The sequence below is a fragment of the Yoonia sp. I 8.24 genome (assembly GCF_022096995.1).
Taxonomy (GTDB): Bacteria; Pseudomonadota; Alphaproteobacteria; order Rhodobacterales; family Rhodobacteraceae; genus Yoonia.
On the sequence record NZ_JACXGQ010000007.1, the window covers coordinates 102,328 to 128,060 of the forward strand.

Genomic DNA, 25,733 nt, shown 5'->3' on the forward strand with positions numbered 1-25,733 from the left:
TGTCACAATGCCGCAACAACTGCGGCGCATAAGGCCGCTATGAATACCACAAATTTTCTCGAAGGCGCGTTTCCCGCGCCGACCGAACTCGACATTGATCTGGCGACACCAGCCCGTTTTGTGAACCGTGAACTCAGCTGGCTTGGCTTTAACTGGCGCGTCTTGGAAGAGGCCGAAAACCCACGCGTGCCGCTGCTCGAACGGCTGCGTTTCCTGTCAATCTCGGCGGCCAATTTGGACGAATTCTTTAGCGTGCGGGTCGCGGGCCTGCGCGAATTGGCGAATGCGGGCAATGTCGCCCCGGGCCTTGATGGGCTGACCCCTGCCGAACAACTTGTTCTGATCGACGCGGATGCGCGCAAACTAATGGCGCGCCAGCAAACCGTGTTTACGGCGTTGCAGGCCGAAATGGGCACGCAAGGTATTCATCTGCTTACGCGTACCGATTTGACCAAAGACGAAATCAAATATCTAGAAGATGTATTCCTCGAACAGGTATTCCCGGTCCTGTCGCCGCTGGCAATTGACCCCGCGCATCCGTTTCCGTTCATCCCCAACGAAGGGTTTGCGCTCGCACTGCAGCTTGAACGGACCGGAGATAAACGCAGCCTGCGCGCGCTTTTGCCCGTCCCCGCGCAGATCGATCGTTTCATCCCTCTTCCGACCAAAGATGGGCAACGCTTCTTGCCGCTCGAAGAACTGCTTTTGCTACATATCGGTCAGCTTTTTCCGGGCTATAAGGTCAAAGGGAACTGCGCCTTTAAAGTCCTGCGCGACAGCGATCTAGAAGTCGAAGACGAGGCCGAAGATTTGGTGCGCGAATTTGAAACCGCGCTCAAGCGCCGCCGCCGTGGTGAGGTTGTCCGGCTCAAAATTTCCGCAAAGGCCCCAGCCGCCTTGCAGACCCTTGTGATGTCCGAATTGCACGTCACATCTGAAGCCGTCGTCGAAGTTGACGGGATGATCGGCATCGCAGACCTAAGCGAACTGGTCTTGGACAACCGCCCAGACCTTCTGTGGCCGTCATTCTCGCCGCGTGTGCCTGAACGGGTCCAAGACCACGATGGCGATATGTTCGCGGCAATCCGTCAAAAAGACATGCTATTGCACCACCCCTATGAAACTTTTGACATGGTTGTCAGGTTCCTTGCGCAGGCCGCGCGCGACCCCGATGTCGTTGCGATCAAACAAACGCTTTACCGCACCTCTAAACGGTCCCCCATCGTCGAGGCCCTGTGCGAAGCTGCCGAAGATGGTAAATCCGTCACCGCCTTGGTTGAACTCAAAGCCCGCTTTGACGAAGCTGCTAACATCCGCCAGTCGCGCCGTCTTGAACGGGCTGGTGCGCACGTGGTTTATGGATTTTTAAACTACAAAACTCATGCAAAGATCAGCACCGTTGTGCGCCGCGAGGGCGACAAGCTGGTGACCTATACGCATTTTGGCACAGGCAATTATCACCCAATCACCGCGCGGATTTATACCGATCTCAGCTTCTTTACCTGCGACGCTAAATTGGGGCGCGACGCGACCAAAGTGTTCAACTACCTTTCGGGCTACGCCCAGCCCGAAACGCTGGAAAATCTGGCGATTTCACCGATCAGCCTAAAGCAATCTTTGCTTGATAGTATCGCTGCAGAGGCAGAAAACGCCCGCAACGGGAAGCCCGCCATGATCTGGGCCAAGATGAATTCACTGATAGAATCCGATGTGATCGACGCACTTTATGCGGCCTCACAGGCGGGGGTAAAAATCAGCCTCGTGATCCGTGGCATCTGTGGGCTACGCCCCGGCGTCAAAGGGCTGTCCGAAAACATCAGGGTGAAATCCATCGTCGGACGGTTTTTGGAACATTCACGTATCGTGTGCTTTGGCAACGGCTGCGATTTACCCTCTAAAAAGGCACGTGTGTTCATCAGCTCTGCTGATTGGATGGGCCGCAACCTGAACCGCCGTGTTGAGACGTTGGTCGAAATCAAAAATGCGACCGTCAAAGCGCAAATCGTCGGGCAAGTCATGGCCGCCAATATGGCCGATGTCGCGCAAAGCTGGGTCATGACCGCCGACGGCAGCTTTACCCGCGCAGAAATCGCCGAAGGCGAATTTGCGTTCAACTGCCACCGCTTCTTTATGGAAAATCCGTCCCTGTCGGGGCGCGGATCAGCCGGTGCATCCGACGTCCCAAGATTGACCCATACGGATGACTAGGTAGCTTTTCGTTTTCGGGCGCTGCACCTCGGCTTGTTTGGGTTGCGTAGCGCCTGAAAACAAGGCAGCTAGCAATTGACTGGCAGGCGTATCGACTTCATGATGAACGCCGCGCAATACGGGGACATCATGACACAGCAACCCGAGACGATTGATTGGGGGCCGTTTGGGCGCCCGTTGTTTGACGATGCCGCCGCCAGAGGGTTGAGCCGCGTGGGTGTGATTGATGTTGGCTCGAACTCTGTCCGGTTGGTGGTGTTTGACGGTGCTGCGCGGTCCCCAGCTTATTTTTACAATGAAAAGATCATGTGCGCATTGGGCGCGGGGCTGTCGGAAACCGGGCACCTTAATCCACAAGGACGCGTGCGCGCCCTATCCGCGATCCGCCGGTTTGCGGCCCTTGCCGAAGGTATGGGCATTCTGCCCCTGACCGCCGTCGCCACTGCCGCCGTGCGCGAAGCCAGCGATGGGCGCGATTTTCGCGAAGAGGTTTTGCGCGAAACCGGTGTGAAACTCTGGATTATCGACGGCAAAGAAGAGGCCCGGCTTTCGGCGCAAGGCGTGTTGCTTGGCTGGCCCGGCAGCTACGGGCTGGTCTGCGATATTGGCGGGTCTTCGATGGAACTTGCTGATCTATCTGATGGGCGCGTCGGGCAGCGTGTGACCTCGGCTTTGGGCCCACTCAAGCTGCGCGAGATCAAAGGTGGCAAGAAAGCCGTCAAAGCATTTGTCCGCGAAACCATTGCCCGACTTCATAATGAAATGGGCAATGAAACCGGCATGCGCCTGTTTTTGGTCGGCGGATCATGGCGGGCCATCGCGCGGGTTGATATGGAACGGCGAGGTTATCCGCTTACGGTTTTGCATGAATACCGCATGTCATCGCGTCAAATCAGCAAGACGGCCAATTATATCGATAAATCAGACCTGCAAGAGCTCCGTACACGCTGCAATATTTCGGAAAGCCGCGTAGCGTTGGTTCCGCTAGCATCGGTGGTGCTACGCGAATTGATGCGGGTGTTTAAACCCAAAGACGTTGCTGTGTCGTCTTACGGTATCCGCGAAGGGATGCTGTTCGAACAGATGCCGCGGGACCTGCGGGAACGGGACCCGCTGATTGAGGCGTGCCGCTTTGCCGAAGCGAAAGATGCGCGCATGCCCGGTTTTGGCAGGTTACTCTATGACTTTGTAAAACCGCTGTTTCCGCGGGCCAATTGGCAGCGCATTCGAATCATCAAGGCCGCCTGCTTGCTACATGACGTCAGCTGGCGCGCGCACCCCGATTACCGCGCCGAAGTCACATTCGACAATGCCACCCGCGCCAATCTTGGTGGGCTCAAACACTATGAACGGGTATTCTTGGGCTTGGCGCTGATGCACCGCTACACCAGCAAAACCGACAAAACCCGGTTTGCGCCACTTTTTGCCATGCTAGACGATACACAAATCAAAGAGGCACAGATTTTAGGGAAAGCCATGCGTTTGGGCGCAATGCTCTGGCTGTCGGCGGATGAACCGCCGGGCAAGCTAAAATGGAACTCGCGCAAACGCGCGTTGACGTTGGTGCTAACCGAACACGCGCGCCCGCTGTTCGGAGAGGTTGCGGAAAACCGCTTAAATGGGCTGGCTGCCGCACTTGACGCGACAGTCGCAATCAAATTTAAAAAATAGAATACGCGATGGCCATGATTTTGCCATTGGGTGTGCATCTGTTAGACAAGTTATCCTTTTAGGACTGTTGAATTACATGCGTTTGAGGGGCTCTACGTGGCGGATACAGATCAAAGCTTAAAAGTAGCATTCCGCTATGACATGGCAACAACAACGCACCAAGGTGCACGCGACTATCAAGAAGATGCGCTTTTGTCCCAAGCGGCGGGGCCCAATGTTCTTGGCAGCGTGGTGGTTGCCGATGGGCTTGGCGGTCATGCTGCGGGTGACGTCGCCAGCGGCATTGTCAGCGCCGAAGTGTTTCGCCATATCACCGCGCAAAGTTCCGACCTGCTGGCCTGCAAGGCAGACATCCCAGCCCTACTGACCACCGCCGCCCAGACGGCGAATACACAAGTCGGCGCGCATGCAACAGCCCACGCTGAAACATACGGTATGGGGTCGACGCTGTTGGCCACGATCATTGTCGATAACGCCTTGTCATGGGCATCAATCGGGGATTCACCACTGTATCTATATCGTGACGGCGCGTTGCAACAACTCACCACGACCCACTCCATGGCTCCGCAGATTGATATGCTTGTCAAAATCGGCGCGTTATCAGAGCAAGAAGGCCGCAATCATCCCAGCCGTCATACATTGACCTCTGTCATTCGGGGCCGCGACATCAAGGCGATCGATTGCCCTCAAACGCCTACCATGCTGCGCGATGGCGATGTCGTCATCGTCTCAAGCGACGGGCTGCAATATTTGTCAGACCCGCAAATCAGCGATATTTTGGCGACTACATCCCAACAACCAGCCCAAAAAATCGCAGATGCGCTTTTGGCAGCACTCGAAAACCTAGACGACCCTGAGCAAGACAATATCGCCTTTGCCGTCATTAAATGTGCGCAAGGCTAGGCGCCTTTATTAGGCAATTCCAAAACCACAGGAAAATGATCAGAGGCCTGCAATAGCGCTGCCTGTAGTGGCTTATTTTCATAGCATTCGGGGTGATCGAACGGGTGCCATATTTGCCAGTCAGGATTCAGAGCCTGCAGCCCAGGTGACACCATGATGTAGTCTAACAGGGCCTGAAGATAGGGCTGCCCTTTACGTTTGAACCGCGAGGTTGTCGGTGCCGCACCCAACCTGCGGCTTAGCGCCTGCCGCGCGTGCGGATCATACATTTTTGCAGCGCGCCCTTCGCCCAAAACGACTTCGACGCTTGAGCGGCCAAACAGTTTTTCATATTCATCCAGCCCCGGCCCGTCATTAAAATCACCCAAAATGATCAGGTCATCGCCCTGCGCAAGGTGGGTATCCACACGACCGCGCAGCCATATGCATTGGGCCAATTGTTTGCGTCTGTTTTCAATCGAGATGCGGATGGCTTCGGCGTCAGAGGTCGCGCCATGTGGGGCCTTTGATTTCGCATGCACACCAATCAGGCGCAACGGACCCGCAGGCCCATCAAGCGCCAATTCAAGTGGCGGTTTCGACCAGCGTATCGGGTCAGGCGAGGCATCAACATCCAAATCCATCGCAAAGGTCTGATCAAAACGCGGGTATTTATCGTCGCTCAGCGGATCATGGGTGACTTGGATGACATTCGGATCATATAGTAGCGCGATTTCTTGCTGGGTATGATTGGCGAAACCGAGAATGGCCGCGCTGGTCCGCAGCCCAAACCGGTTGGCAAATGCGCCAAGCGCGCGCACGGCGCTGCGTGTTCGGCTGGTGTCAGGGGCTTCGATGATCATGACCGCATCTGCGTCAAGCGCTTGAAATACTGCGCCAAGCGCCGCCGTTTGCTGCGCCTTGGTAACATCCCAGCGCGCCGACCAGCTGTCGTCGTCAATCAATCCGCCATCATCATCAAATAAGCGGTCAAACCATTCGACATTATAGGTGGCGATCCTCATCCGCGCGCGCCTTGGATGTCTTCCCACGCACGGTTGATGGCCACCATCCGACGTTCCGCCAATTTAACCGCTTCTGGTGGGACGCCGCGCGCGATCATCTGGTCGGGGTGGGTTTCGCGGACCAAATTACGCCAGGCTTTGCGCACTTGATCCATTGGCGCATCAGGGGCAACCCCAAGCACGTCATAAGGATCGCGATCCGCGTCTTTCACAAATTGCGCACGAATGCCGCGAAAACGCCGTTCGTCGAACCCAAAGATTAGCGCAACATTGTGCAAAAAATCATCCTCGTTCGGGTGGTAGAACCCGTCCGCCATCGCAATTTGAAATAGCCCTTCCATCAGATGGCACAGCGGCGTGTCATCATCGGCAAACATTGCTTTGATTTGACGCGCGTATGCCTCGTAACCCGCCACATCTTGACGTGATAGGTTAAAGACCCGTGCGGCGTTATCTTCTTCTTCGGGGGGGATCGTGAACACCTCGCGAAAGGCGACAACCTCGTCGCGGGTCACCTGCCCGTCTGCCTTCGCCATTTTCGCTCCCAGGGCGATGACAGCGATCGCAAAGGCAACCGTGCGGTCGGGTGCCGTGCGCAATTTCTCAAAAACGGCTGTCAGCCCCTCGCCGGCAGTCAATGCAGCGAGCGCGTCCGCGATACGTGCCCAGATCGACATATGCGTTCCTTTCAGAGCTGTTTTTGCATCAATACCAAATCGATCCAACGGTCAAACTTGAACCCGACTTGCGTCAGGGTTGCAACCTCTTCGAACCCAAGTGCGGCATGAAACGGCACAGCACCGGGGTTTTCAGCACTGCATCCGGCAAACATTGTATGCATGCCTGCGTCTTTGGCATGTGCGCAAAGCGCGGCCATCAAGTGCCGCCCGCCGCCCTGCCCCTGCCCGTCGGGATGCAGCATGATCGTATGTTCACAGGTAAACCGATACCCGGCCCCACCGCGAAACTGAAAATAGCGCGCAAAACCCAATATGCGATTTCCCTGTTCCCAAACGAAACATGCATTAGCGGTTAGTGACGCGACTTCCGCGACCGATTTTTCGTCTGGATTAAACGTAATTGTCGTTTCACGAATGGCAAAATTCCAAATCTCGGCGATGTGCCTCGCGTCATCTGCGGTGGCCAGACGGATCAACCGAGCACCTTTGTGCCATCGGGCCCTTCAAATGTTGCGCGAAACCCGACAAGGCCAGTTTCAAAGCGAATGCGTGGATCATCAAGCGCCACCTTACACCCAATTTCGCGTGCCAAAGGATTTGAGATACAAAAATCAACGAGTCTCAATCCCGTTTGCGGGAGCGACGATGAGGGGTGAACCGCGCCCTCTGCCCAGCGCAGCAATGTTGGAAACGCCCCACCATAGGGCAAGCCGCCGTCATCGGGCACCGTGATATCCCAATGTAAATCGCCGCGTTGCAGTGCCTGTGCTGGGCCAGAAATCGCCTTATACACTGCCAAGTCATCAGCCCGACAAATCCAATTTGCCACACGCGGGGGCCCGTCAAATTGATCAAGCCCAAACCAGCAGTACCCGGCTTCGGCTACACAAGCCGGATCTTTTGCGATCACTTCAAGATACAGCCCATCTGCCAGCCCAAGTAGCATGTTATGGGTCCCGTAACGCGGATGAACCCCACCGGGTTCCAGCGTGACCCCCAATTGAGACTGCACCCAATCCACGCCCTGCTGCAAATTTGAAGCGGCTACCGCAATATGATCAAGCGTAAACATGATGTATCCAACTCGTTAATAAGTATTAACGTCAAGAAAACCCCATTTTTCTCATGATGCAAGCCCAACAGGTATTAGATGATCACGCAGATATTACAAAATTAGTCAGGATACACAAATATGGCACTTCGCACCGCACCGTGACAGTTTATGCGTGCCGTCGGGATCTTTGGCGTTCGGCCGCTTCGGCGATGCCGTACCAAGATCAAGCGTAACGCGTGGTTTTTTCCGGCTCATAGAGCGGCCGGTCGTTTTTGGCGATACGCGCTAAAAGCTGTTTGGCTTTCTTACCGTCGACGACAGGACGGGCGGTGGTGGCAGGCGTGCCAACACTCTTCATCGCCCCTCCTCCTCCGGCGACACCTTTCACGTAGGACGTCAACAAAAGGGTTTCGACAAGCGCCCCATTTGCGGAAATAAGTTCGTGCTGGTCACATAAGATATGCACATAAGTGATATCCTCGGTTGGGGTCACCACATCAATCCCGTCGCACCCAGCGAGCTTTGCGGCGGGCACAAGAACCTCTCCTGCGTCAACCATGCGCTGTGCAACGGGCGAGGCGATCAGCATACGGTGCTGCCGCGACACAATCAAATCTGTTGCAGGGTGTCCGCCCCCTAAGCATCCCGCCTTGAACCGAATGGGCTGCTGGTTGCGGTGCGCGTCAATAAAATCTGGCGTCAATCTAGTCTGACCAATCCAGCGGATCGGTTGAAACCCATGATCCGCTGTCCACACCTGATCACCTACGACGAGGTCTTGCGCACGCACGTCGCCCTTATCAGTTGAAACGCGCGTCCCGCCTTCGATGCACAACACAGAATCGCCATCATCAATCGTCGCATAGGTAAGGTTGCCAAAAATGTCCCACTGATAGCTCTCACCCACAGCCACATCTGTGTGCTCAAGAAAGTTGTCAGACAATGCCGTACCAGGCAGGCTTGCGGTATAGGCCGCACCTTCTGACACCGTAAATGCGGGGATATTGTCAGCACTATAGAATGACAGAACCGTACCGCTATCAACATTGGTGAGCGCGATACCACTGCCTTCGTTACTGTCGCTGTTCGCGTTCTTTATCCCAACTGAGATAACATAGATCGTATACGTGGGATCATCTGGGTGCGGCACCCCGGTCAATGTGCCAAGGTTCACCTCTCCTCCGGCGATCCCTGCATTCGTGTGTAATGTTCCGTCGTCATCATAGACTGACACAACGTAGTCATTTGGATCTTCACCAGGCGCAAGTGTGATTTCGACAAACTCACCCGAATTCGCGACACCTGAGCCCCGAAAATGCAGTTCCGAAATAAATGCCATTTGTCGACTCCACACTCTGAGACAATGATCTCTGTGCAGCTAGCCTAACGGCAAACCAGCTATAGCGCGATAAGTATATCGCGACAGCCGGTTTACCCTGCTTAGCCCTTGGCCGCTGAAAGCAATTCCAAAATCTCACTTGCGGCTTTGGGGATATTGGTGCCTGGCCCAAAGATCGCTTTGACCCCGCTATCATACAAGAACTGATAATCTTGTTGCGGGATCACGCCGCCACAGATGACGATAATATCTTCGGCGTCGGCATCCTTGAGAGTTTGCACCAATTGCGGCGCAAGGGTCTTGTGCCCGGCCGCCTGTGAGCTGATCCCAATGACATGCACGTCATTGTCGATCGCATCTTGCGCAGCCTCGGCAGGGGTCTGAAACAACGGCCCCACATCGACGTCAAAGCCGATATCGGCGAAGGCAGTCGCGATCACCTTGGCGCCGCGATCATGCCCATCTTGACCCATTTTCACGACCAACATACGTGGGCGTCGGCCTTCGGCCTCGGCGAAATCTTCGACGTTGCGTTGAATTTCCGCAAAGCCTGCGTCGCCCTCATAGGCTGCACCGTAGACACCCGCCAAGGTCTTGACCTCGGCGCGGTGACGCCCAAATGTTTTTTCCATCGCCATGCTGATTTCTCCGACTGTGGCGCGCGCACGCGCAGCTTCGACTGCTGCAGCGAGCAGGTTACCGCCTTCATTGGCGCAGCGTGTGACTTCGGCCAATACGGCGTCACAGGTGTCCTGATCCCGCGCCGCTTTGGTTGCGTTGATCCGCACAATCTGGGATTCGCGCACGGCAAGGTTATCAACGTCCAAAATATCGATCGGGTCTTCTTTGTCTTTGCGGTATTTGTTCACGCCGACGATCACCTCATCGCCGCGGTCGATATCGGCCTGACGGCGTGCGGCAGTTTCTTCGATGCGCAGCTTTGGCATGCCCGATGCGACGGCTTTGGTCATGCCGCCCATTTCTTCGACTTCCTCGATCAAGGCCCACGCCTTTTCGGCCAATTCATTGGTTAGGCTTTCAACGTAATACGACCCCGCCAGCGGATCGACGACATTGGTAATTCCGGTTTCTTCTTGCAAAATCAGCTGGGTGTTACGGGCAATGCGCGCGCTAAATTCCGTCGGCAGCGCAATAGCTTCGTCAAGCGCGTTGGTGTGCAAGGACTGCGTGCCACCCAATGCAGCCGCCATCGCCTCATAGGCTGTGCGGATCACGTTGTTATATGGATCTTGTTCTTGCAGTGACACGCCCGAGGTCTGGCAGTGCGTGCGCAACATGGATGATTTAGGATTCTTAGGTTCAAACTCTGCCATGATCTTAGACCACAGCAGACGGGCGGCACGCAGCTTTGCGGCCTCCATGAAAAAGTTCATCCCAATGGCAAAGAAAAACGACAAGCGCCCAGCGAATGCATCCACATCCATGCCGCGCGCAATCGCAGCCCGCACGTATTCGCGCCCGTCCGCCAACGTATACGCCAGCTCTTGGACAAGGTTCGCGCCCGCCTCTTGCATGTGATAGCCAGAGATCGAGATTGAGTTAAATTTCGGCATCTCATTTGACGTATATTCGATAATATCCGCAATGATCCGCATCGAAGGTTCAGGCGGGTACACATAGGTATTACGCACCATAAATTCTTTGAGAATATCGTTCTGAATAGTCCCCGAAAGCAGCGCCTTATCGTGCCCTTGCTCTTGGCCCGCAACGATAAAATTCGCTAAAATCGGGATCACGGCACCGTTCATGGTCATCGATACGGACACTTTATCAAGCGGAATACCGTCAAAGAGAATTTTCATATCCTCGACGCTGTCAATCGCAACGCCCGCCTTGCCAACATCACCTTCGACGCGCGGGTGGTCGCTGTCATAGCCCCGGTGCGTTGCCAAATCAAAGGCAACTGAAACGCCTTGCTGGCCCGCATCAAGCGCCTTGCGATAAAAAGCATTCGATTCTTCGGCCGTCGAAAACCCTGCGTATTGACGGATCGTCCAAGGGCGGCCTGCGTACATCGTCGCCTTCACGCCGCGCGTATATGGTGATTGGCCGGGAATGCCGCCCATATGCGGCAGATCGGCCGTGTCATCAACCGTATAGAGCGGTTTAACGGCGATCCCTTCAAGCGTATCCCATGTCAGCGCATCAAGCGGCTTGCCACGGAGTTCTTTGGTGGCGATCTGTTCCCACGTTTTCTTATCGGTCATTGTGGCCTCCGGCTTTGCGCGAAATTTATTTCGCTGATTTGCGCTTCGCCCTTAGTATTTGGGCAAGCAGGCGCTATATCTATTGGTATGAAGTTACTGACAAACATTGGGCTTTGCGCCTTGTTCATCGTTTTTGGTGTGGCCACATCCGCCCAAGAGCAAACTGTGCTAGAGCGTTGGGAGGCAGACCGCACCGCGATCTTTGATGCCAGCGAAATCACGCTGGATGATTTCCACTGGCTTGCGCGGCCGCTGATCGTCTTTGCTGACAGCCCCAATGACCCGCATTTTCGCCAGCAAATGGACCTGCTGGCGCTCGGGCTTGATGATCTGGCCGAACGCGATGTGATCATCATCACCGACACAGACCCCGACGCGCAAACATCGGTGCGTTTGGCACTGCGCCCGCGCGGGTATTCGATGGTCTTGTTGGGCAAGGACGGGCGCGTCTCATTTCGCAAACCTTCCGCGTGGAATGTACGCGAAATTTCACGCACCATCGATAAGATGCCCCTGCGCCAACAAGAGGTCGAAGATCGACGTCGTATATCGGCGCAGTAAGTCACTTATTCGAACTCCATGATCACTTCATCAACCGCGAGGCTATCACCAGCCGCCGCATTGATTTTCTTGACCACACCTTTGCGTTCAGCACGCAGGATGTTTTCCATTTTCATGGCTTCCACGGTGCATAGTGCCTGACCTTCTTGGACCTCATCACCGGCAACGACGTCGACTTTGACGATCAATCCCGGCATTGGGCATAGCAGGAATTTCGACGTATCCGGCGGCAGTTTTTCTGGCATCAATTCGGCCAGTTCAGCCTGACGCGGGCTGCGCACATGCACTTTGATATCCGCGCCACGATAACGCACCCGGAACCCGCCCGAGATTTTCGCAACTTTGATCACAAGCGGTGAGCCATCGACGCTTAGGCGCGCAAGCGGATCACCCGGCGTCCAATCGCTTTCAACGCGCAGGGTTTTATCGCCGATAGTGACGTTCGCACCCTCTTGATCTGCATCAATTGTCACCACGTGTGACGCGCCCTGTAAGTTCACGACCCAATCGGTCCCAACCCGGCGTTCATGGTTCCCCATCGTGCCAGAAATACGCGTGCGCCGAATTTCACCAACCCGGTGCATCGCCGAGGCCGCCGCCGCAATGCGCACGCAAGTGTTGTCGTCCAGCGTCACACCGTCGAACCCGTCGGGGAACTCTTCTTCGATAAAAGCGGTGGTCATATTGCCACTGGTGAATTTCGGGTGGTCATAGACTGCAGCGAGGAACGGCAGGTTGTGGCCAATGCCTTCCAGCTCAAACCCATCCAGCGCAAGCCGCATTTCCTCAATCGCGGTGGCGCGGTCAGGTGCCCATGTACATAGCTTTGCGATCATTGGATCGTAGAACATGCTGATCTCACCGCCCTCAACGACGCCCGTGTCATTACGTACGGCGCGGTTTTCAAACGCTTCTTCGGCAGGCGGACGGTAACGGGTCAAACGGCCAATAGACGGCAAGAAGTTGCGATAAGGGTCTTCGGCATAAAGGCGGCTTTCCATCGCCCAACCGTTGATTTCCAAATCACCTTGGGCAAAAGGCAGTTTTTCACCTGCGGCCACGCGGATCATCTGTTCAACCAAATCAACACCGGTGATCAATTCGGTGACCGGGTGTTCAACCTGCAAACGGGTGTTCATTTCCAAGAAGTAAAAGTTGCGGTCGCCATCCACGATGAATTCGACGGTGCCTGCGCTGGTGTAGCCAACAGCCTGCGCGAGCGCGACAGATTGTTCACCCATCGCTTTGCGGGTGGCCTCGTCCAAGAACGGGCTTGGCGCTTCTTCCACGACTTTTTGGTTACGGCGCTGGATCGAACATTCGCGTTCATGCAGATAGACGGCATTGCCATGCCCATCGGCCAAGACCTGAATTTCGATGTGGCGGGGTTGGGTGACAAATTTTTCGATGAAAATCCGGTCGTCACCAAAGGAATTGGCCGCCTCGTTCTTGGATGATTGGAACCCCTCGCGGGCCTCTTGGTCATTCCACGCGATGCGCATGCCCTTACCGCCACCACCGGCGGATGCTTTGATCATGACCGGATAGCCGACTTCGTTGGAAATCTTGACCGCTTCTTCGGCGTCTTCAATCAGCCCCATATAGCCAGGTACGGTAGATACATCAGCGTCTTGGGCGATTTTCTTGGACGTGATCTTATCGCCCATCTTTTCAATCGCGCCTTTTGGCGGCCCGATAAAGGCGACACCAGCTTCGGCCAGCGCCTCAGCGAATTTTGAATTCTCCGATAAGAACCCATAGCCCGGATGCACGGCTTCGGCACCGGTTTGTTTGATGGCGTCCATCACCTTGTCGATCACGATATAGGATTGGTTCGCCGGGGGCGGGCCGATGTGGACGGCCTCATCTGCCATTTTGACATGCAGTGCATTACGGTCGGCATCCGAATAGATTGCAACCGTTTTGATCCCCATCTTGCGGGCAGTCTTGATAACCCGACAGGCAATTTCGCCACGGTTAGCAATAAGGATTTTCTTGAACATTAGCTTTCGCCCCCCAAACAAAAAATCGCCGCCGGGGTTCTGCCCCAGCGACGATCCAAAGATTTTAGACGCACCGGAATGGCACGTGAATTTGTATTAGTTGCAGATGCCCGCGTCATCGCAGAACACGCCTGCGGCTGCGCCGACAGCAGCCGTGCCAACTGGGTCTGTGCCCAGAATTTCAGCTGCGACAAGACCTGCGCCCGCACCTGCAACAGCGCGTTCCCCGTCGGTGTCGATACAGCCTGCAAGGCCAAAAGCTGCGACCGCAGCCAGAAGAAGAGATGATTTTTGCATTTTTTACTGCCCTTTAGAATTGTGTTGTGCGGCCAAGAATTGGCCTCTTTCACAGGTAAAGCAATATGCACAATCGCGTGATATGCAATAACAGACATTTTTTCGCCGATCCTCGGTTTCGGTCCGCCCTGTGAGAAGGCGAACCGAGAAGGGGAAGGATCAGTATGATAAGGTGGGTCGGCGACATCAAAAGAAGTCTGGCTTATCGCACAGCTTATGATGTCGCCAAAAACTGTTGTTGCATACCCGCGTGTTTGATCCCCCCATTTTTGGGAGGATATCCGCTGCCCTTGCCGCGGAGCTAACCTATGATGAGCAACAAGTGTCATATCTACTTTGCAAAAAGCTCTGGGAAACTAACCCGCGCGACATCGATATCGACACGCAGCATGGCTTCGTAATCAGCCGGGTCAAACGGGTCTTCGGCGGGGATCACTTCGCGCCCAAACAGCCAGCTGAGACGCCCCGCATCAAGATTGCCGCGCACGAATGGTTCATCGCCAAAATTTTCTAGCAAAGCCTGCATAAACCCGACATCTGCGCGTTTGTCTGGCGGCCGGCGATCTGGGTAGCGTTCCCGTTCGGTCAGCGCAGTCGCACCGTCTTTATTGGCGCGCCGCAGAACGAATTGAAAATCAGTTCCCGGCAAGCGCCCCGGAAAGCCGCGATGTTTATCCATATATGGCAGGGCCATGTCATACCTCGGTTATTGTGATCCATCGGGTCGCGATAGATCACGCCAGACGCCGTGCGGCCAGCGTGAACACTCCTATTACAGCGGAATATTGTCGTGTTTTTTCCACGGATTTTGCAGTTGTTTACCGCGCAGGCTTGCGAAGGCACGGCAAACCCGTTTGCGTGTCGATTGCGGGCGGATGATTTCATCAATGAAACCTTTCTGCGCAGCCACAAACGGGTTGGCAAAGCGGTCTTCGTATTCTTTGGTGCGTTCCGCGATTTCCTCTGGTGATTTGCCACGGTGGATAATCTCGGTCGCGCCTTTGGCGCCCATCACAGCAATTTCTGCAGTTGGCCACGCATAGTTAAAATCACCGCGCAGATGCTTGGACGCCATCACGTCATACGCGCCACCGTAGGCCTTGCGCGTGATCACTGTCACCTTGGGCACGGTGGCTTCGCCATAGGCAAACAGCAGTTTCGCACCGTGTTTGATCACGCCGCCGTATTCTTGGCTGGTGCCGGGCAAAAAGCCGGGGACATCCACAAGCGTCAGGATCGGGATTTCGAACGCATCGCAAAAACGCACAAACCGCGCTGCCTTGCGCGAGCTGTCGATATCAAGACAACCGGCCAGCACCATCGGTTGGTTGGCAACAACGCCAACTGTCGATCCCTCAAGACGGATAAACCCGGTCAAGATATTCTTTGCGAACTCTTCTTGGATTTCATAAAAATCGCCCTCATCCGCGAGCTTATGAATCAGCTCTTTCATGTCATAAGGCGCGTTGGGATTGTCTGGGATCAGCGTATCAAGGCTGTCCTCAATCCGATCCACATCGTCAAAGAACGGGCGCACGGGCGGTTTTTCGCGGTTATTGAGCGGTAAGAAATCGATCAGGCGGCGGGCCTCGGCCAATGCCTCAACGTCATTTTCAAACGCGCCATCCGCAACGCTTGATTTCTTTGAATGGGTCGATGCCCCGCCCAATTCTTCGGCTGTGACAACTTCGTTCGTGACAGTTTTCACAACGTCAGGCCCCGTCACGAACATATAGCTGCTGTCTTTAACCATAAAGATAAAGTCGGTCATCGCAGGGCTATAGACAGCACCGCCCGCACATGGGCCCATGATCAGGCTGATCTGCGGGACCACGCCCGAAGCCATGATATTGCGCTGAAACACTTCGGCATAACCCGCGAGCGAGGCAACACCCTCTTGAATACGGGCGCCACCAGAATCGTTGATCCCGATCACGGGCGCGCCGTTTTTCATCGCCATATCCATGATTTTGCAAATCTTTTGCGCATGGGTTTCGGAGAGTGAACCGCCGAAGACTGTGAAATCTTGTGAAAACACATAGACCATGCGGCCATTCACTGTGCCCCACCCGGTCACAACGCCGTCGCCTGCGGGGCGCTCTGCCTCCATGCCGAAATCAGTGCAGCGGTGGGCGACAAACATGTCGAATTCTTCAAACGATCCTTCGTCAAGCAGCAGCTCAATACGTTCGCGTGCGGTCAGCTTGCCTTTGCTGTGCTGCGCGGCAATCCGGCGTTCGCCACCACCAAGACGCGCGGCTTCGCGTTGCGCTTCTAGCTCTTGTAATACATCCATCAGATCGCCCCCCAATTCGGTTCTTTGACTACTCCTAGCGCAAAGAAGCTGTTTCACGAAGCACGAATAGGAATATTTGCAAATATTTACATTAGCAAAATATCATTTTTGCAATACTGCAAATCGTATCCATACAATCACAGGGATAGACAACACCAGAGTTGCGCCCTACCCCTAACCCATGAGCAACTTACCCTTCATCCGCTTCCTTGATCGCAGCACCCCGCCACACATCATGACGCTGGTGCTGATCACAGGTATGTCTGCCCTTAGCATGACCATCTTTTTGCCGTCATTGGCCAAGATGACTGCCGATTTCGAAACAGATTATGCGATTATGCAGATCGCGCTTTCGGGGTATTTGGCAGCAACCGCGGTGTTGCAAATTTTCGTTGGGCCAATTTCGGATCGCTACGGGCGGCGGATCATGATCCTCGGCGCACTTTCGATTTTTGTCTTCGCGTCCATCGGCGCAATGCTGTCTCAATCGGTAGAGCTATTTCTATTTTTCCGCATCCTTCAGGCCGCGGTCGCCACAAATATGGCGCTCAGCCGTGCGATTGTACGCGATATCGTTTCGCAAGAAGAGGCCGCATCCTTAATGGGATATGTCACCATGGGCACCGCATTGGTGCCGATGTTTGGCCCGACGATCGGCGGGGTGCTTGACGAAGCATTTAGCTGGCACGCGACCTTTGCATTTCTTGCACTTGCCGGGTCCGCCACGTTGGTCCTCGTCTATTTGGACCTGGGCGAAACCGTCGCCAAGGGCGGCATCAGCTTTCGCGACCAGATCAAAGGCTACCCAGAATTGTTTCGCTCGCCGCGGTTTTGGGGCTATGCGCTTTGCAGCGCCTTTTCATCAGGCACGTTCTTTGCGTTGCTAGGCGGCGCGTCCTTTGTTGGCAGCACAATCTTTGGTCTTTCCCCAATGTGGAGCGGGGTCGCACTTGGCGCGCCCGCCGTTGGCTATGCTGTCGGCAACTACCTGTCGGGTCGGTTTTCGGTCCGCATGGGTATCAATAAAATGGCCATCATCGGCACGGGGGTGACTATCGTCGGGCTTAGCACATCCGCCATCCTTACCATGTCAGGTGTCGCACATCCGCTCAACTTTTTCGGATTTTGCGTGTTTTTGGGCCTTGGCAACGGGATCGCATTGCCAAACGTCATGGCAGGGTCCATTTCAGTACGCCCACATTTGGCAGGCACCGCAAGCGGGCTGAGCGGTGCGATTATGATCGGAGGCGGCGCGGCGCTGTCGCAGTTTGCGGGCGGCATGCTGACGGTTGAAACGGGCACCTTGCCGCTACAACTGCTGATGCTGGGCACCGGCGTGCTTGCGTTGATTTCAGTCCTGTTTGTGGTGTGGCGCGAATCCCGCATCACTTGACCGTAGGTTTGCAGCAGCTAATCTAACCTAGCTAAGTTGCAAAAGGTGCGTGATGGCCGTTCAAAAACTTTATGCGGGGGCTAAGCTGCGCGAATTGCGCGGGCGGCTGTCACTGACCCAAAAGGATTTCGCCGCTAAGCTGGGCGTGTCCTTGCCCTATTTGAACCAAATGGAAAACAACAACCGCCCCGTATCGACAGCTGTGGTGTTGGGACTAGCCCAAGAGTTCGGCTTTGATGTCACCGAATTACAAGCCGGGGACGAGGCCCGATTGGTGAGTGACATGCGCGAGGCGATGGCCGATCCAGTACTGGCGGGCCCTGCCCCCGCGCTTGCTGATTTGCGGTTGGTCGCGGCCAACGCCCCTGCCATAGCCCGCGCGTTTTTAGATTTACATAGCGCCTATCGCCAAACCCATGAACGGCTTGCATCACTGGACGAGGCACTGGGCCGCGAGGATGTCCGCCTGCAACCTAGCCCTTGGGAAGAGGTGCGTGATTTCTTTCATTATTGCGACAACTATATCGACCCGGTTGACCGCAGCGCGGAACGATTTGCGGTCCAGCGCCAACCGGATGAAACAATAGCCCAAGCCGCCATGCGCGCGCTATCCGCGCACAATATCACCGTCACTTTTACCAATAGCAAAACGCTAAGGCATTATGATCCTGCCAGCCGTACCCTGTCGATGTCGCGCGACAGCCACCCTGCGACCCAATGCTTTCAATTGCTATTGCAGCTGGCCTTGATCACCCAAAGCGATCTATTGGACGCGACGTTAGATCTGGCCCGGTTTCAATCACCCGAGGCCCGCAGCATCGCCAAGGTTGGGCTGGCCAACTATTTTGCAGGGGCCGCGCTGATGCCTTATGGCGCGTTCCTAGAAGCCGCCCAATCCGACCGCCATGATCTAGAGCTGCTGGCGACCCGGTTTGGTGCCTCGATTGAACAGGTCGCGCACCGCCTCTCCACGTTGCAACGCCCCGGTGCAAAGGGCATCCCGTTCTTTTTTGTGCGGGTCGATCAGGCCGGAACGATTACCAAACGCCATTCAGCAACCACGCTGCAATTTGCCCGATTTGGCGGCGCTTGCCCGCTTTGGAACGTGCATCAGGCCTTTGCTAACCCCGGACAGTTTTTACGCCAGCTTGCCGAAACGCCTGACGGGGCGCAGTATTTCTGTCTGGCGCGCGATGTCAGTAAATCCGGCGGCGCCTACAATGTCCCGACGCGGCGCTACGCAATTGGGCTTGGCTGCGAGGTCAAACATGCGCCCGCCCTTGTCTACGCCGATCATATGGATTTGGGCGCGCCAAGCGCCTATGCGCCAATTGGGATTTCATGCCGCATTTGCGAACGGCGCGATTGTCATCAGCGCTCTGTCCCGCCGCTTGAACGCCAGCTTAGCGTGGACCCGAACACCCGTGGTGTCCTGCCCTACCAACTGGATTGAACGGCAAGGGCGCGCACGCCCCTGCCAAACTGCCGCTTAGGCCGCTTTGGCCAAAAGTCCGGCAATTTCATCCTTGAGCACCATGCGCTGTTTGCGCATTTCAGCCATATGCACATCATCGGTCGGTTCAACATCGGTTTCGGCACGGTGAACCGCCCGGTTCACAACGTGATACTCTTCATACAACTTCGCAAAATGGGCATCGTTGGCCTTAAGCGCAAGCATCGCATCATGCTGATCTGGAAATTCTTCGAGCAGTTCGTGCGGGGTATGTGACATCTTTGTTATCCTTAATTTGCTGTCTTGGCCAAAGCTTAGGATGCAGGGAATCGCACCGCATTGATCCCGATCAACAAATGGATTTTCATGTTCCTATCGCTGCGCAGTTTCCCAATTTGGATTGATCCACGGCTCCACGTTTTCAGCAGGCAGTGGATGACGTTGCAGCACAAAATCCGCAACTTTTTCACCGACCATGATCGAAGGGCCATTCAGATTACCATTTGTAATCCGTGGAAAAATCGAACTATCGGCCACACGCAGACCTTCGACCCCGATTACCCGCGCCTGTGGATCAACCACGGCCATCGGATCATCGGCCGCGCCCATTTTACATGTGCCGCATGGGTGATAGGCGCTTTCGGCATGGTCCCGAATGAAATCATCCAAGGCCTCATCTGTTTGCGCGGCCTCACCCGGCTGAATTTCATGCCCACGATATTCGTCAAACGCCGCCTGGCCAAAGATTTCACGGGTCAAGCGGATGCATTTGCGGAAATCCTCCCAGTCGCTGGGATCAGACATATAGTTGAACGCGATTTTCGGGTCTTCGTTGGGATCACTCGATTTCAAAGTCACGGCACCACGCGACACAGACCGCATCGGGCCAACATGAGCCTGAAACCCGTGCCCTTCGGGCGCGACTTTACCATCATAGCTGACCGCGATGGGCAAGAAGTGGAACTGAATATCGGGATATTTCACCCCTTTATCAGAGCGAATAAACCCGGCGCTTTCGAACTGGTTGGACGATCCTAAACCGGTCTTCCAAAGCAACCATTCGAGCCCAATTTTTGCCTTGCCGCGCAGATTCCAATAGGAAAACAGCGTGACCGGTTTTGTCGCAGCTTGTTGGATATAAAGCTCAAGATGGTCTTGCAGGTTTTGCCCGACCCCCGGACGGTCCGCGACCACATCAATACCGTGTTCTGCCAAGTGATCTGCCGGGCCAACCCCCGAAAGCATCAATAGCTTTGGCGAGTTGAGCGAAGAGGCAGCCACGATCACTTCGACGTTTGCCTTGATGATTTCGACCTTATTGCCGCGGCTGATCTCTACACCAACAGCGCGCCCATTTTCGATCACAATGCGCCGCGCAAAGGCACGGATGATATTGCAATTAGGCCGTTTAAGCGCCGGACGTAAATAGGCCGATGCCGCAGACCAGCGGTGCCCCTTGTATATCGTCGCATCAAACGGGCCAAAGCCTTCTTGTTGCTGACCGTTATAGTCACCGGTGACCGGATACCCGGCTTCTTCGCCTGCTTTGACAAAGGCGCGGGTCAGCGGGTTTTTGCGCGGGCCGCGCGTGATATGCAGCGGGCCGTCTTTGCCACGCCAATCGGCATCGCCGCCATGGCCACCTTCGTGCCAATGTTCCATCCGTTTGAAATAGGGCAGCACATCGGCATAGGACCAGCCCTGTGCGCCGCTTTCGGCCCAGTGATCGTAATCACAGGCATGACCGCGCACATAAATCATCCCATTGATCGAAGAGGACCCCCCGATCACCTTGCCGCGCGGGGTTACCAGCGAACGCCCCCCAAGATGCGGTTCAGGTTCGGTCTTGAGCCCCCAATCATACATTTTCATGTTCATTGGATAGGACAAGGCCGCGGGCATCTGAATGAACGGCCCCCGGTCTGACCCACCGTGTTCGATAATCAGCACTTGCTTGCCAGCTTCGGCCAGACGGTAGGCCATTGCACACCCTGCTGATCCGGCCCCAACGATGACATAATCTGCCTCCATTAAAACGGTGCCTCCACATCGCTCATCGCGACATAAACACCTTTGATTTGGCTATAGTGTTCGATGGCGGCTTTTGAATTTTCACGCCCGACGCCTGACATTTTAGAGCCGCCAAAAGGCGCTTCGACAGGTGCAAGGTTATAGGTGTTGATATAGCAGGTGCCTGCTTCGAACCCTGCGGCCATCCGGTGCGCGCGGGTCAGGTCAGCGGTGAACACGCCCGCAGCAAGGCCAAAATCAGTGGCATTTGCACGCGTCAGCGCCTCTTCTTCTGTTTCAAAATCAAGCACCGACATAACCGGGCCAAAGATTTCATCACGCGCGATCGTCATATCATCGGTCACATCCGCAAAGACGGTCGCTTCGAGGAAAAACCCGTCACCATCCACGCGTTTACCGCCCGCGACCAGCGTGGCCCCTTCTTCCATGCCTTTCGCGATGAAACCTTCGACAATATCGCGTTGGCGTTCTGACACCATCGGGCCGTAGTTCACGTCGGGGTCTTGCGGATCACCCATTTTGATCCCGGCAAGCCGTTCTGTCAGGCGCTTGAGAAAAGCGTCTTTGATACCTTTTTGGACGAACACACGGGTGCCGTTTGAACAAACTTGGCCAGACGAATAGAAGTTGCCCAAGATCGCGCCAGACACAGCGTTTTCCAAATCCGCATCATCAAAGACAACCATTGGGGATTTGCCGCCCAATTCCATTGTCACGTGACGCAGCCCTTCGGCTGCGGCGGCATAGACTTTTTGCCCTGTCGGCACAGACCCGGTCAGTGATACCTTGTCGACCCGCGCATCTGTGATCAGCGAGGCACCTACGGCACCGTAGCCTTGAATGACGTTATAGACACCGGCGGGTGCGCCTGCCTCTATCAATATTTCTGCGACTTTCAACGCGCACAGCGGCGTGGTTTCTGACGGTTTAAACACCATCGCATTGCCACAGGCCAAAGCGGGTGCGCCTTTCCAGCAGGCGATTTGTGTCGGGTAATTCCATGCGCCGATCCCGACACACACACCCAAAGGTTCGCGACGGGTATAGACAAAATCATCACCTAACTGGATGTGTTCGCCCGTGATGCTCGCGGCCAGACCACCGAAATATTCCAACGCATCGGCACCCGAGGTCGCATCTGCCACAGATGTTTCTTGATAGGGTTTTCCCGTGTCATATGTTTCCAAGACCGACAGGTCATGGTTACGCGTCCGCATGATGTCAGCCGCTTTGCGCAACACGCGGCCACGATCCGTGGCGGTCCAGGCGGCCCATTCTTTTTGCGCGCGCGCGGCTGACGCAATTGCACGGTCCACAATCGCAGGTGTGGCAGCGTGCAAGGTCGCGACAACCTTACCTGTGTACGGGTAGATCACCTCGATCGGCTCTCCGGCGGTATCTTCGACATATTGGCCATCGATGAAATGGCTAGCTTTGGGTTGTGTGGTCATGGCGGCGCCTCCGGCGGGAGTATTTTGTGGAAAAAAGAAAGGGTTATTCGCCACGCGGAAAGCGTTGGCCGTCTTCAAGGATGTTCAGGTCCATGTGATTACGCATATAGCGTTCAGACGCTTTTTGGAGCGGCTGGTAATCCCACGGGTAATAGTTGCCGTTGCGCAGGGCCTCGTACACGACCCAACGGCAGGCTTGGGAATGGCGCACATCAGCGTCGAATTTGTCCAAATCCCAGCGCGCTTCGGATTTGGCGCGCAGTTGAGTGACAGTGCCTTGGTGGGCGGGAACGTCAGCAAGGTTGGTAAGCTCGTGCGGGTCCGCATCCATATCAAACAGCTGATCCGCATCCAGCGCGCAGCGGTTATATTTCCATTTGCCATAGCGCAGGGACACGAGCGGGGCATAGGACCCTTCGGCGGCGTATTCCATCGCCACGGGTGTATCACGCGTGCCACCCTGCCCCAAAGGCACAAGGCTTTCGCCGCTGGTCCACGGCATCACATCCGACATATCAACCTCCGCCAAATCGCAAAGCGTCGGTGTCAGGTTAATGGTGCTGACAGGTACCTGAACCAGCCCAGGTTCCATATCCGGGCTCGCGATCATCAACGGCACGCGCGCAGACCCTTCAAAGAACGACATCTTGAACCACATGCCACGTTCGCCCAGCATATCGCCGTGGTCAGATACGAACACGATTGTCGCCTCTTGGCGGCTGTCCTTGAGCGTTTGCAGAATTTCGCCAATCTTATCATCAAGATAGCTGATGTTCGCAAAATATGCCTGACGCGCCCGGCGGATATGGTCGGGGGTTATATCAAATTTCCGGGCATCCATCGCATCATAGAGACGCTTGGAATGCGGATCGAGATCATCATAAGCGATCTCATCCACGACCGGATCAAGATGGGCGCAGTCGTTGTATAAATCCCAATACTTCTTGCGGGCGACATAGGGGTCATGCGGATGCGTAAAGCTGACGGTCAAACACCAAGGCCGCGCATCATGGCCACGTGACAGGTCATAGATTTTGCGGGTCGCATGATAGGCGACCTCGTCATCATATTCCATTTGGTTGGAAATCTCGGCCACGCCAGCGCCAGTCACCGACCCCATGTTATGATACCACCAATCAATCCGTTCACCGGGTTTGCGATAGTCTGGAGTCCAGCCGAAATCAGCCGGGTAAATATCCGTGGTCAACCGTTCTTCGAAGCCGTGCAACTGGTCTGGACCGACGAAATGCATCTTTCCCGACAGGCAGGTTTGATACCCCGCCCGGCGCAGATGATGCGCATAGGTTGGGATGCTTGAAGCGAATTCAGCGGCATTATCATAAACGCCATTGCGGCTTGGCAATTGGCCGGACATGAATGCCGCCCGCGCAGGCGCGCAAAGTGGCGAGGCCGTGTAGCTGTTTTGGAAGCGCGTGGACCGCGCAGCCAGTGATTTCAGGTTGGGCGCGTGCAGCCAATCAGCAGGACCATCAGGGAACAATGTGCCGTTCAATTGATCGACCATGATTATCAGGATATTGGGCTGGCTCATGATTGTCCCCGCAGTTCAGCGCGTAACAACGCAAGCACATGTTTAGTGGCGTCGCGCCCTGCGTCGTCGCTTTGGTCCAGCCCCCGCCGCAAGTAAAGCCCGTCGATAAGACCCGCGATTCGTTCCGCCGCACCTGCTGCACGATCAGCGATCAACGGGCGTAAATTGTAGATCAGATTACTGCGCAAGCGGCTTTGATACACTGTCAGAAGGCGGCGGGCTTGTGGGCTGGATTGCGCGAGAACATAGAAATTCAGCCACGCCGCAACAATCTCGCGGCGGAAGTTAGAGGTCGTAAAGCCCGCACGAATAATCGCCTCTAGGCGCGATTCGGGATTGTCTGCCATGATTAGCGCACCGCGCACCTCTGCCCCATAAACCGTAAGCGTATGGCGCATTGCAGCCAAGAAAATCTGATCCTTACCACCAAAGTAATGGTGCGCCAGCGCCGATGACATGCCCGCCCGCTTTGCGATCTTACTGACCGTGATATCCAACGTCCCCGATGCCCCGATTTCATCAATCGTTGCTTTCACTAGGGCCGCGCGGCGGATAGGTTCCATCCCAAGCTTTGGCATCAAAATCTCACTGTAAGGTTGCCAAAGCAGATTAGATCGTTCTTTATTGACTCGTCAATCAAGAAAAACGCGACCAACACGGAGATTACCATGAAACTCAGATCTACTCTTTCTGCCCTCGCCCTATGCGCGGCATCACCAGCATTGGCTGACTGCGACGATGTTACCTTTTCCGATGTGGGCTGGACCGACATCACGGCAACCACCGCCGCAACCAGCGTTGTGCTAGATGCGCTTGGCTATGAAACCGATATCAAAGTCCTGTCAGTTCCGGTCACTTATATTTCGCTTGCCGAAGGCGACGTTGACGTCTTCTTGGGCAACTGGATGCCAACAATGGAAGCCGACATCGCACCATACCGCGAAGCAGGCACAGTTGATATCGTGCGCACCAACCTTGAAGGCGCAAAATACACATTGGCTGTGAACAAAGCGGCAATGGAACTGGGCATCAATGACTTTGCGGATATCGCGGCCCACGCAGACGCGCTTGATGGCGAAATCTACGGGATTGAGCCAGGCAATGATGGCAACCGCCTGATCCAAGACATGATCGACAGTGATGCGTTTGGCCTGTCCGGTTTCGAAGTTGTCGAAAGTTCTGAGCAAGGCATGTTGGCGCAAGTTGACCGCAACTCATCACGCGATGAGCCAATTGTCTTCTTGGGCTGGGAACCGCACCCAATGAACGCCAACTTTGAAATGGGTTACCTGTCAGGCGGCGATGATTATTTCGGCCCTAACTTTGGCGGCGCGGTTGTCGATACGAACACGCGTGCGGGTTATGTCGCGGAATGTCCAAATGTCGGCAAACTACTGACAAACCTCGAATTCTCATTGTCGATGGAAAATGAAATCATGGCAGCGATCCTTGACGATGGCGAAGATGCAGACGTCGCGGCGACAGCTTGGCTTGCCCAAAACGCAGATGCGTATACCGCATGGCTTGATGGCGTGACGACCAAAGACGGTGGCGACGCTGTCGCGGCGGTGACCGCAGCTGTCGCTGAATAATCAGCGCCCAAAAGACG

The 25,733-nt window shown here is 55.2% G+C and carries 22 protein-coding genes; 7 read left to right on the forward strand and 15 right to left on the reverse strand.

Annotated elements, in window-relative coordinates; genetic code table 11:
- Positions 1 to 39: 39 nt before the first annotated feature.
- The 3 genes from Yoon_RS14370 (at position 40) to Yoon_RS14380 (ending at position 4,782) form a co-directional block, all read left to right on the forward strand.
- Positions 40 to 2,208 carry an RNA degradosome polyphosphate kinase gene (locus Yoon_RS14370; protein WP_238113091.1) on the forward strand — a complete coding sequence of 723 codons (2,169 nt, stop codon included), beginning with the start codon at positions 40 to 42 and terminating at the stop codon, positions 2,206 to 2,208.
- A 129-nt stretch (positions 2,209 to 2,337) separates the two neighbouring features.
- Positions 2,338 to 3,879, forward strand: a complete 1,542-nt coding sequence (locus Yoon_RS14375; RefSeq protein ID WP_238113094.1) for a Ppx/GppA family phosphatase — start codon at positions 2,338 to 2,340, stop codon at positions 3,877 to 3,879.
- A 96-nt stretch (positions 3,880 to 3,975) separates the two neighbouring features.
- Positions 3,976 to 4,782, forward strand: a complete 807-nt coding sequence (locus Yoon_RS14380; protein ID WP_238113095.1) for a protein phosphatase 2C domain-containing protein — start codon at positions 3,976 to 3,978, stop codon at positions 4,780 to 4,782.
- Here the strand turns inward: Yoon_RS14380 and Yoon_RS14385 are convergent.
- From Yoon_RS14385 to scpA, 6 genes are all read right to left on the reverse strand, one after another.
- On the reverse strand, positions 4,779 to 5,786 hold the full coding sequence (locus tag Yoon_RS14385; protein WP_238113096.1) for an endonuclease/exonuclease/phosphatase family protein: 1,008 nt from the start codon (positions 5,784 to 5,786) through the stop codon (positions 4,779 to 4,781). The genes Yoon_RS14380 and Yoon_RS14385 overlap by 4 nt on opposite strands.
- A complete protein-coding gene (locus Yoon_RS14390; protein ID WP_238113097.1) occupies positions 5,783 to 6,463 on the reverse strand; it encodes a molecular chaperone DjiA in 681 nt (226 codons plus the stop codon). The genes Yoon_RS14385 and Yoon_RS14390 overlap by 4 nt, the downstream gene beginning before the upstream one ends.
- A gap of 11 nt (positions 6,464 to 6,474) precedes the next feature.
- Positions 6,475 to 6,942, reverse strand: coding sequence for a GNAT family N-acetyltransferase (locus Yoon_RS14395; protein WP_238113098.1), 468 nt, complete (start codon positions 6,940 to 6,942; stop codon positions 6,475 to 6,477).
- On the reverse strand, positions 6,939 to 7,538 hold the full coding sequence (locus Yoon_RS14400; protein ID WP_238113099.1) for a VOC family protein: 600 nt from the start codon (positions 7,536 to 7,538) through the stop codon (positions 6,939 to 6,941). Before Yoon_RS14400 ends, Yoon_RS14395 begins: the two co-directional genes overlap by 4 nt.
- A gap of 205 nt (positions 7,539 to 7,743) precedes the next feature.
- On the reverse strand, positions 7,744 to 8,859 hold the full coding sequence (locus Yoon_RS14405) for a Hint domain-containing protein (RefSeq protein WP_238113100.1): 1,116 nt from the start codon (positions 8,857 to 8,859) through the stop codon (positions 7,744 to 7,746).
- 101 nt (positions 8,860 to 8,960) lie between these two features.
- Positions 8,961 to 11,087 (reverse strand): methylmalonyl-CoA mutase, encoded by a 2,127-nt coding sequence (gene scpA, locus Yoon_RS14410; RefSeq protein WP_238113101.1) that lies wholly within the window; start codon positions 11,085 to 11,087, stop codon positions 8,961 to 8,963.
- Between the two features lie 87 nt (positions 11,088 to 11,174).
- Here scpA and Yoon_RS14415 point away from each other — a divergent pair, with 87 nt between their 5' ends.
- Positions 11,175 to 11,648, forward strand: a complete 474-nt coding sequence (locus Yoon_RS14415) for a DUF4174 domain-containing protein (RefSeq protein WP_238113103.1) — start codon at positions 11,175 to 11,177, stop codon at positions 11,646 to 11,648.
- Positions 11,649 to 11,653: 5 nt separating this feature from the next.
- Here Yoon_RS14415 and Yoon_RS14420 read toward each other — a convergent pair whose 3' ends face one another.
- From Yoon_RS14420 to Yoon_RS14435, 4 genes are all read right to left on the reverse strand, one after another.
- Complete coding sequence (locus tag Yoon_RS14420) at positions 11,654 to 13,651, reverse strand: acetyl/propionyl/methylcrotonyl-CoA carboxylase subunit alpha (RefSeq protein WP_238113105.1); 1,998 nt, start codon at positions 13,649 to 13,651, stop codon at positions 11,654 to 11,656.
- Positions 13,652 to 13,747: 96 nt separating this feature from the next.
- Positions 13,748 to 13,948, reverse strand: coding sequence for a hypothetical protein (locus tag Yoon_RS14425; protein ID WP_113775617.1), 201 nt, complete (start codon positions 13,946 to 13,948; stop codon positions 13,748 to 13,750).
- A 331-nt stretch (positions 13,949 to 14,279) separates the two neighbouring features.
- Positions 14,280 to 14,642 (reverse strand): hypothetical protein, encoded by a 363-nt coding sequence (locus Yoon_RS14430; RefSeq protein ID WP_238113106.1) that lies wholly within the window; start codon positions 14,640 to 14,642, stop codon positions 14,280 to 14,282.
- A gap of 78 nt (positions 14,643 to 14,720) precedes the next feature.
- On the reverse strand, positions 14,721 to 16,247 hold the full coding sequence (locus tag Yoon_RS14435; RefSeq protein WP_238113238.1) for an acyl-CoA carboxylase subunit beta: 1,527 nt from the start codon (positions 16,245 to 16,247) through the stop codon (positions 14,721 to 14,723).
- A gap of 178 nt (positions 16,248 to 16,425) precedes the next feature.
- Here Yoon_RS14435 and Yoon_RS14440 point away from each other — a divergent pair, with 178 nt between their 5' ends.
- Both Yoon_RS14440 and Yoon_RS14445 read left to right on the forward strand, forming a co-directional pair.
- Positions 16,426 to 17,637 carry a multidrug effflux MFS transporter gene (locus Yoon_RS14440; RefSeq protein WP_238113108.1) on the forward strand — a complete coding sequence of 404 codons (1,212 nt, stop codon included), beginning with the start codon at positions 16,426 to 16,428 and terminating at the stop codon, positions 17,635 to 17,637.
- A 52-nt stretch (positions 17,638 to 17,689) separates the two neighbouring features.
- Entirely contained in the window at positions 17,690 to 19,090 is a 1,401-nt protein-coding gene (locus tag Yoon_RS14445) for a short-chain fatty acyl-CoA regulator family protein (RefSeq protein ID WP_238113109.1), read from the forward strand.
- A gap of 36 nt (positions 19,091 to 19,126) precedes the next feature.
- Here the strand turns inward: Yoon_RS14445 and Yoon_RS14450 are convergent, their stop codons facing one another.
- The 5 genes from Yoon_RS14450 to betI all read right to left on the reverse strand — a co-directional run bounded on the left by Yoon_RS14450 (position 19,127) and on the right by betI (position 24,702).
- On the reverse strand, positions 19,127 to 19,369 hold the full coding sequence (locus Yoon_RS14450) for a YdcH family protein (RefSeq protein ID WP_238113110.1): 243 nt from the start codon (positions 19,367 to 19,369) through the stop codon (positions 19,127 to 19,129).
- Positions 19,370 to 19,462: 93 nt separating this feature from the next.
- Positions 19,463 to 21,121, reverse strand: coding sequence for a choline dehydrogenase (gene betA, locus Yoon_RS14455; protein WP_238113111.1), 1,659 nt, complete (start codon positions 21,119 to 21,121; stop codon positions 19,463 to 19,465).
- Positions 21,121 to 22,572 (reverse strand): betaine-aldehyde dehydrogenase, encoded by a 1,452-nt coding sequence (betB, locus tag Yoon_RS14460; RefSeq protein ID WP_238113112.1) that lies wholly within the window; start codon positions 22,570 to 22,572, stop codon positions 21,121 to 21,123. Before betB ends, betA begins: the two co-directional genes overlap by 1 nt.
- Before the next feature lie 43 nt (positions 22,573 to 22,615).
- Entirely contained in the window at positions 22,616 to 24,124 is a 1,509-nt protein-coding gene (gene betC / locus Yoon_RS14465) for a choline-sulfatase (protein WP_238113113.1), read from the reverse strand.
- Positions 24,121 to 24,702 (reverse strand): transcriptional regulator BetI, encoded by a 582-nt coding sequence (gene betI, locus Yoon_RS14470; protein ID WP_238113114.1) that lies wholly within the window; start codon positions 24,700 to 24,702, stop codon positions 24,121 to 24,123. The genes betC and betI overlap by 4 nt, the downstream gene beginning before the upstream one ends.
- A 90-nt stretch (positions 24,703 to 24,792) precedes the next feature.
- Between betI and choX the strand changes: the two genes are divergently transcribed.
- Positions 24,793 to 25,716 carry a choline ABC transporter substrate-binding protein gene (gene choX, locus Yoon_RS14475; RefSeq protein ID WP_238113116.1) on the forward strand — a complete coding sequence of 308 codons (924 nt, stop codon included), beginning with the start codon at positions 24,793 to 24,795 and terminating at the stop codon, positions 25,714 to 25,716.
- The last annotated feature ends 17 nt before the right edge of the window (positions 25,717 to 25,733 follow it).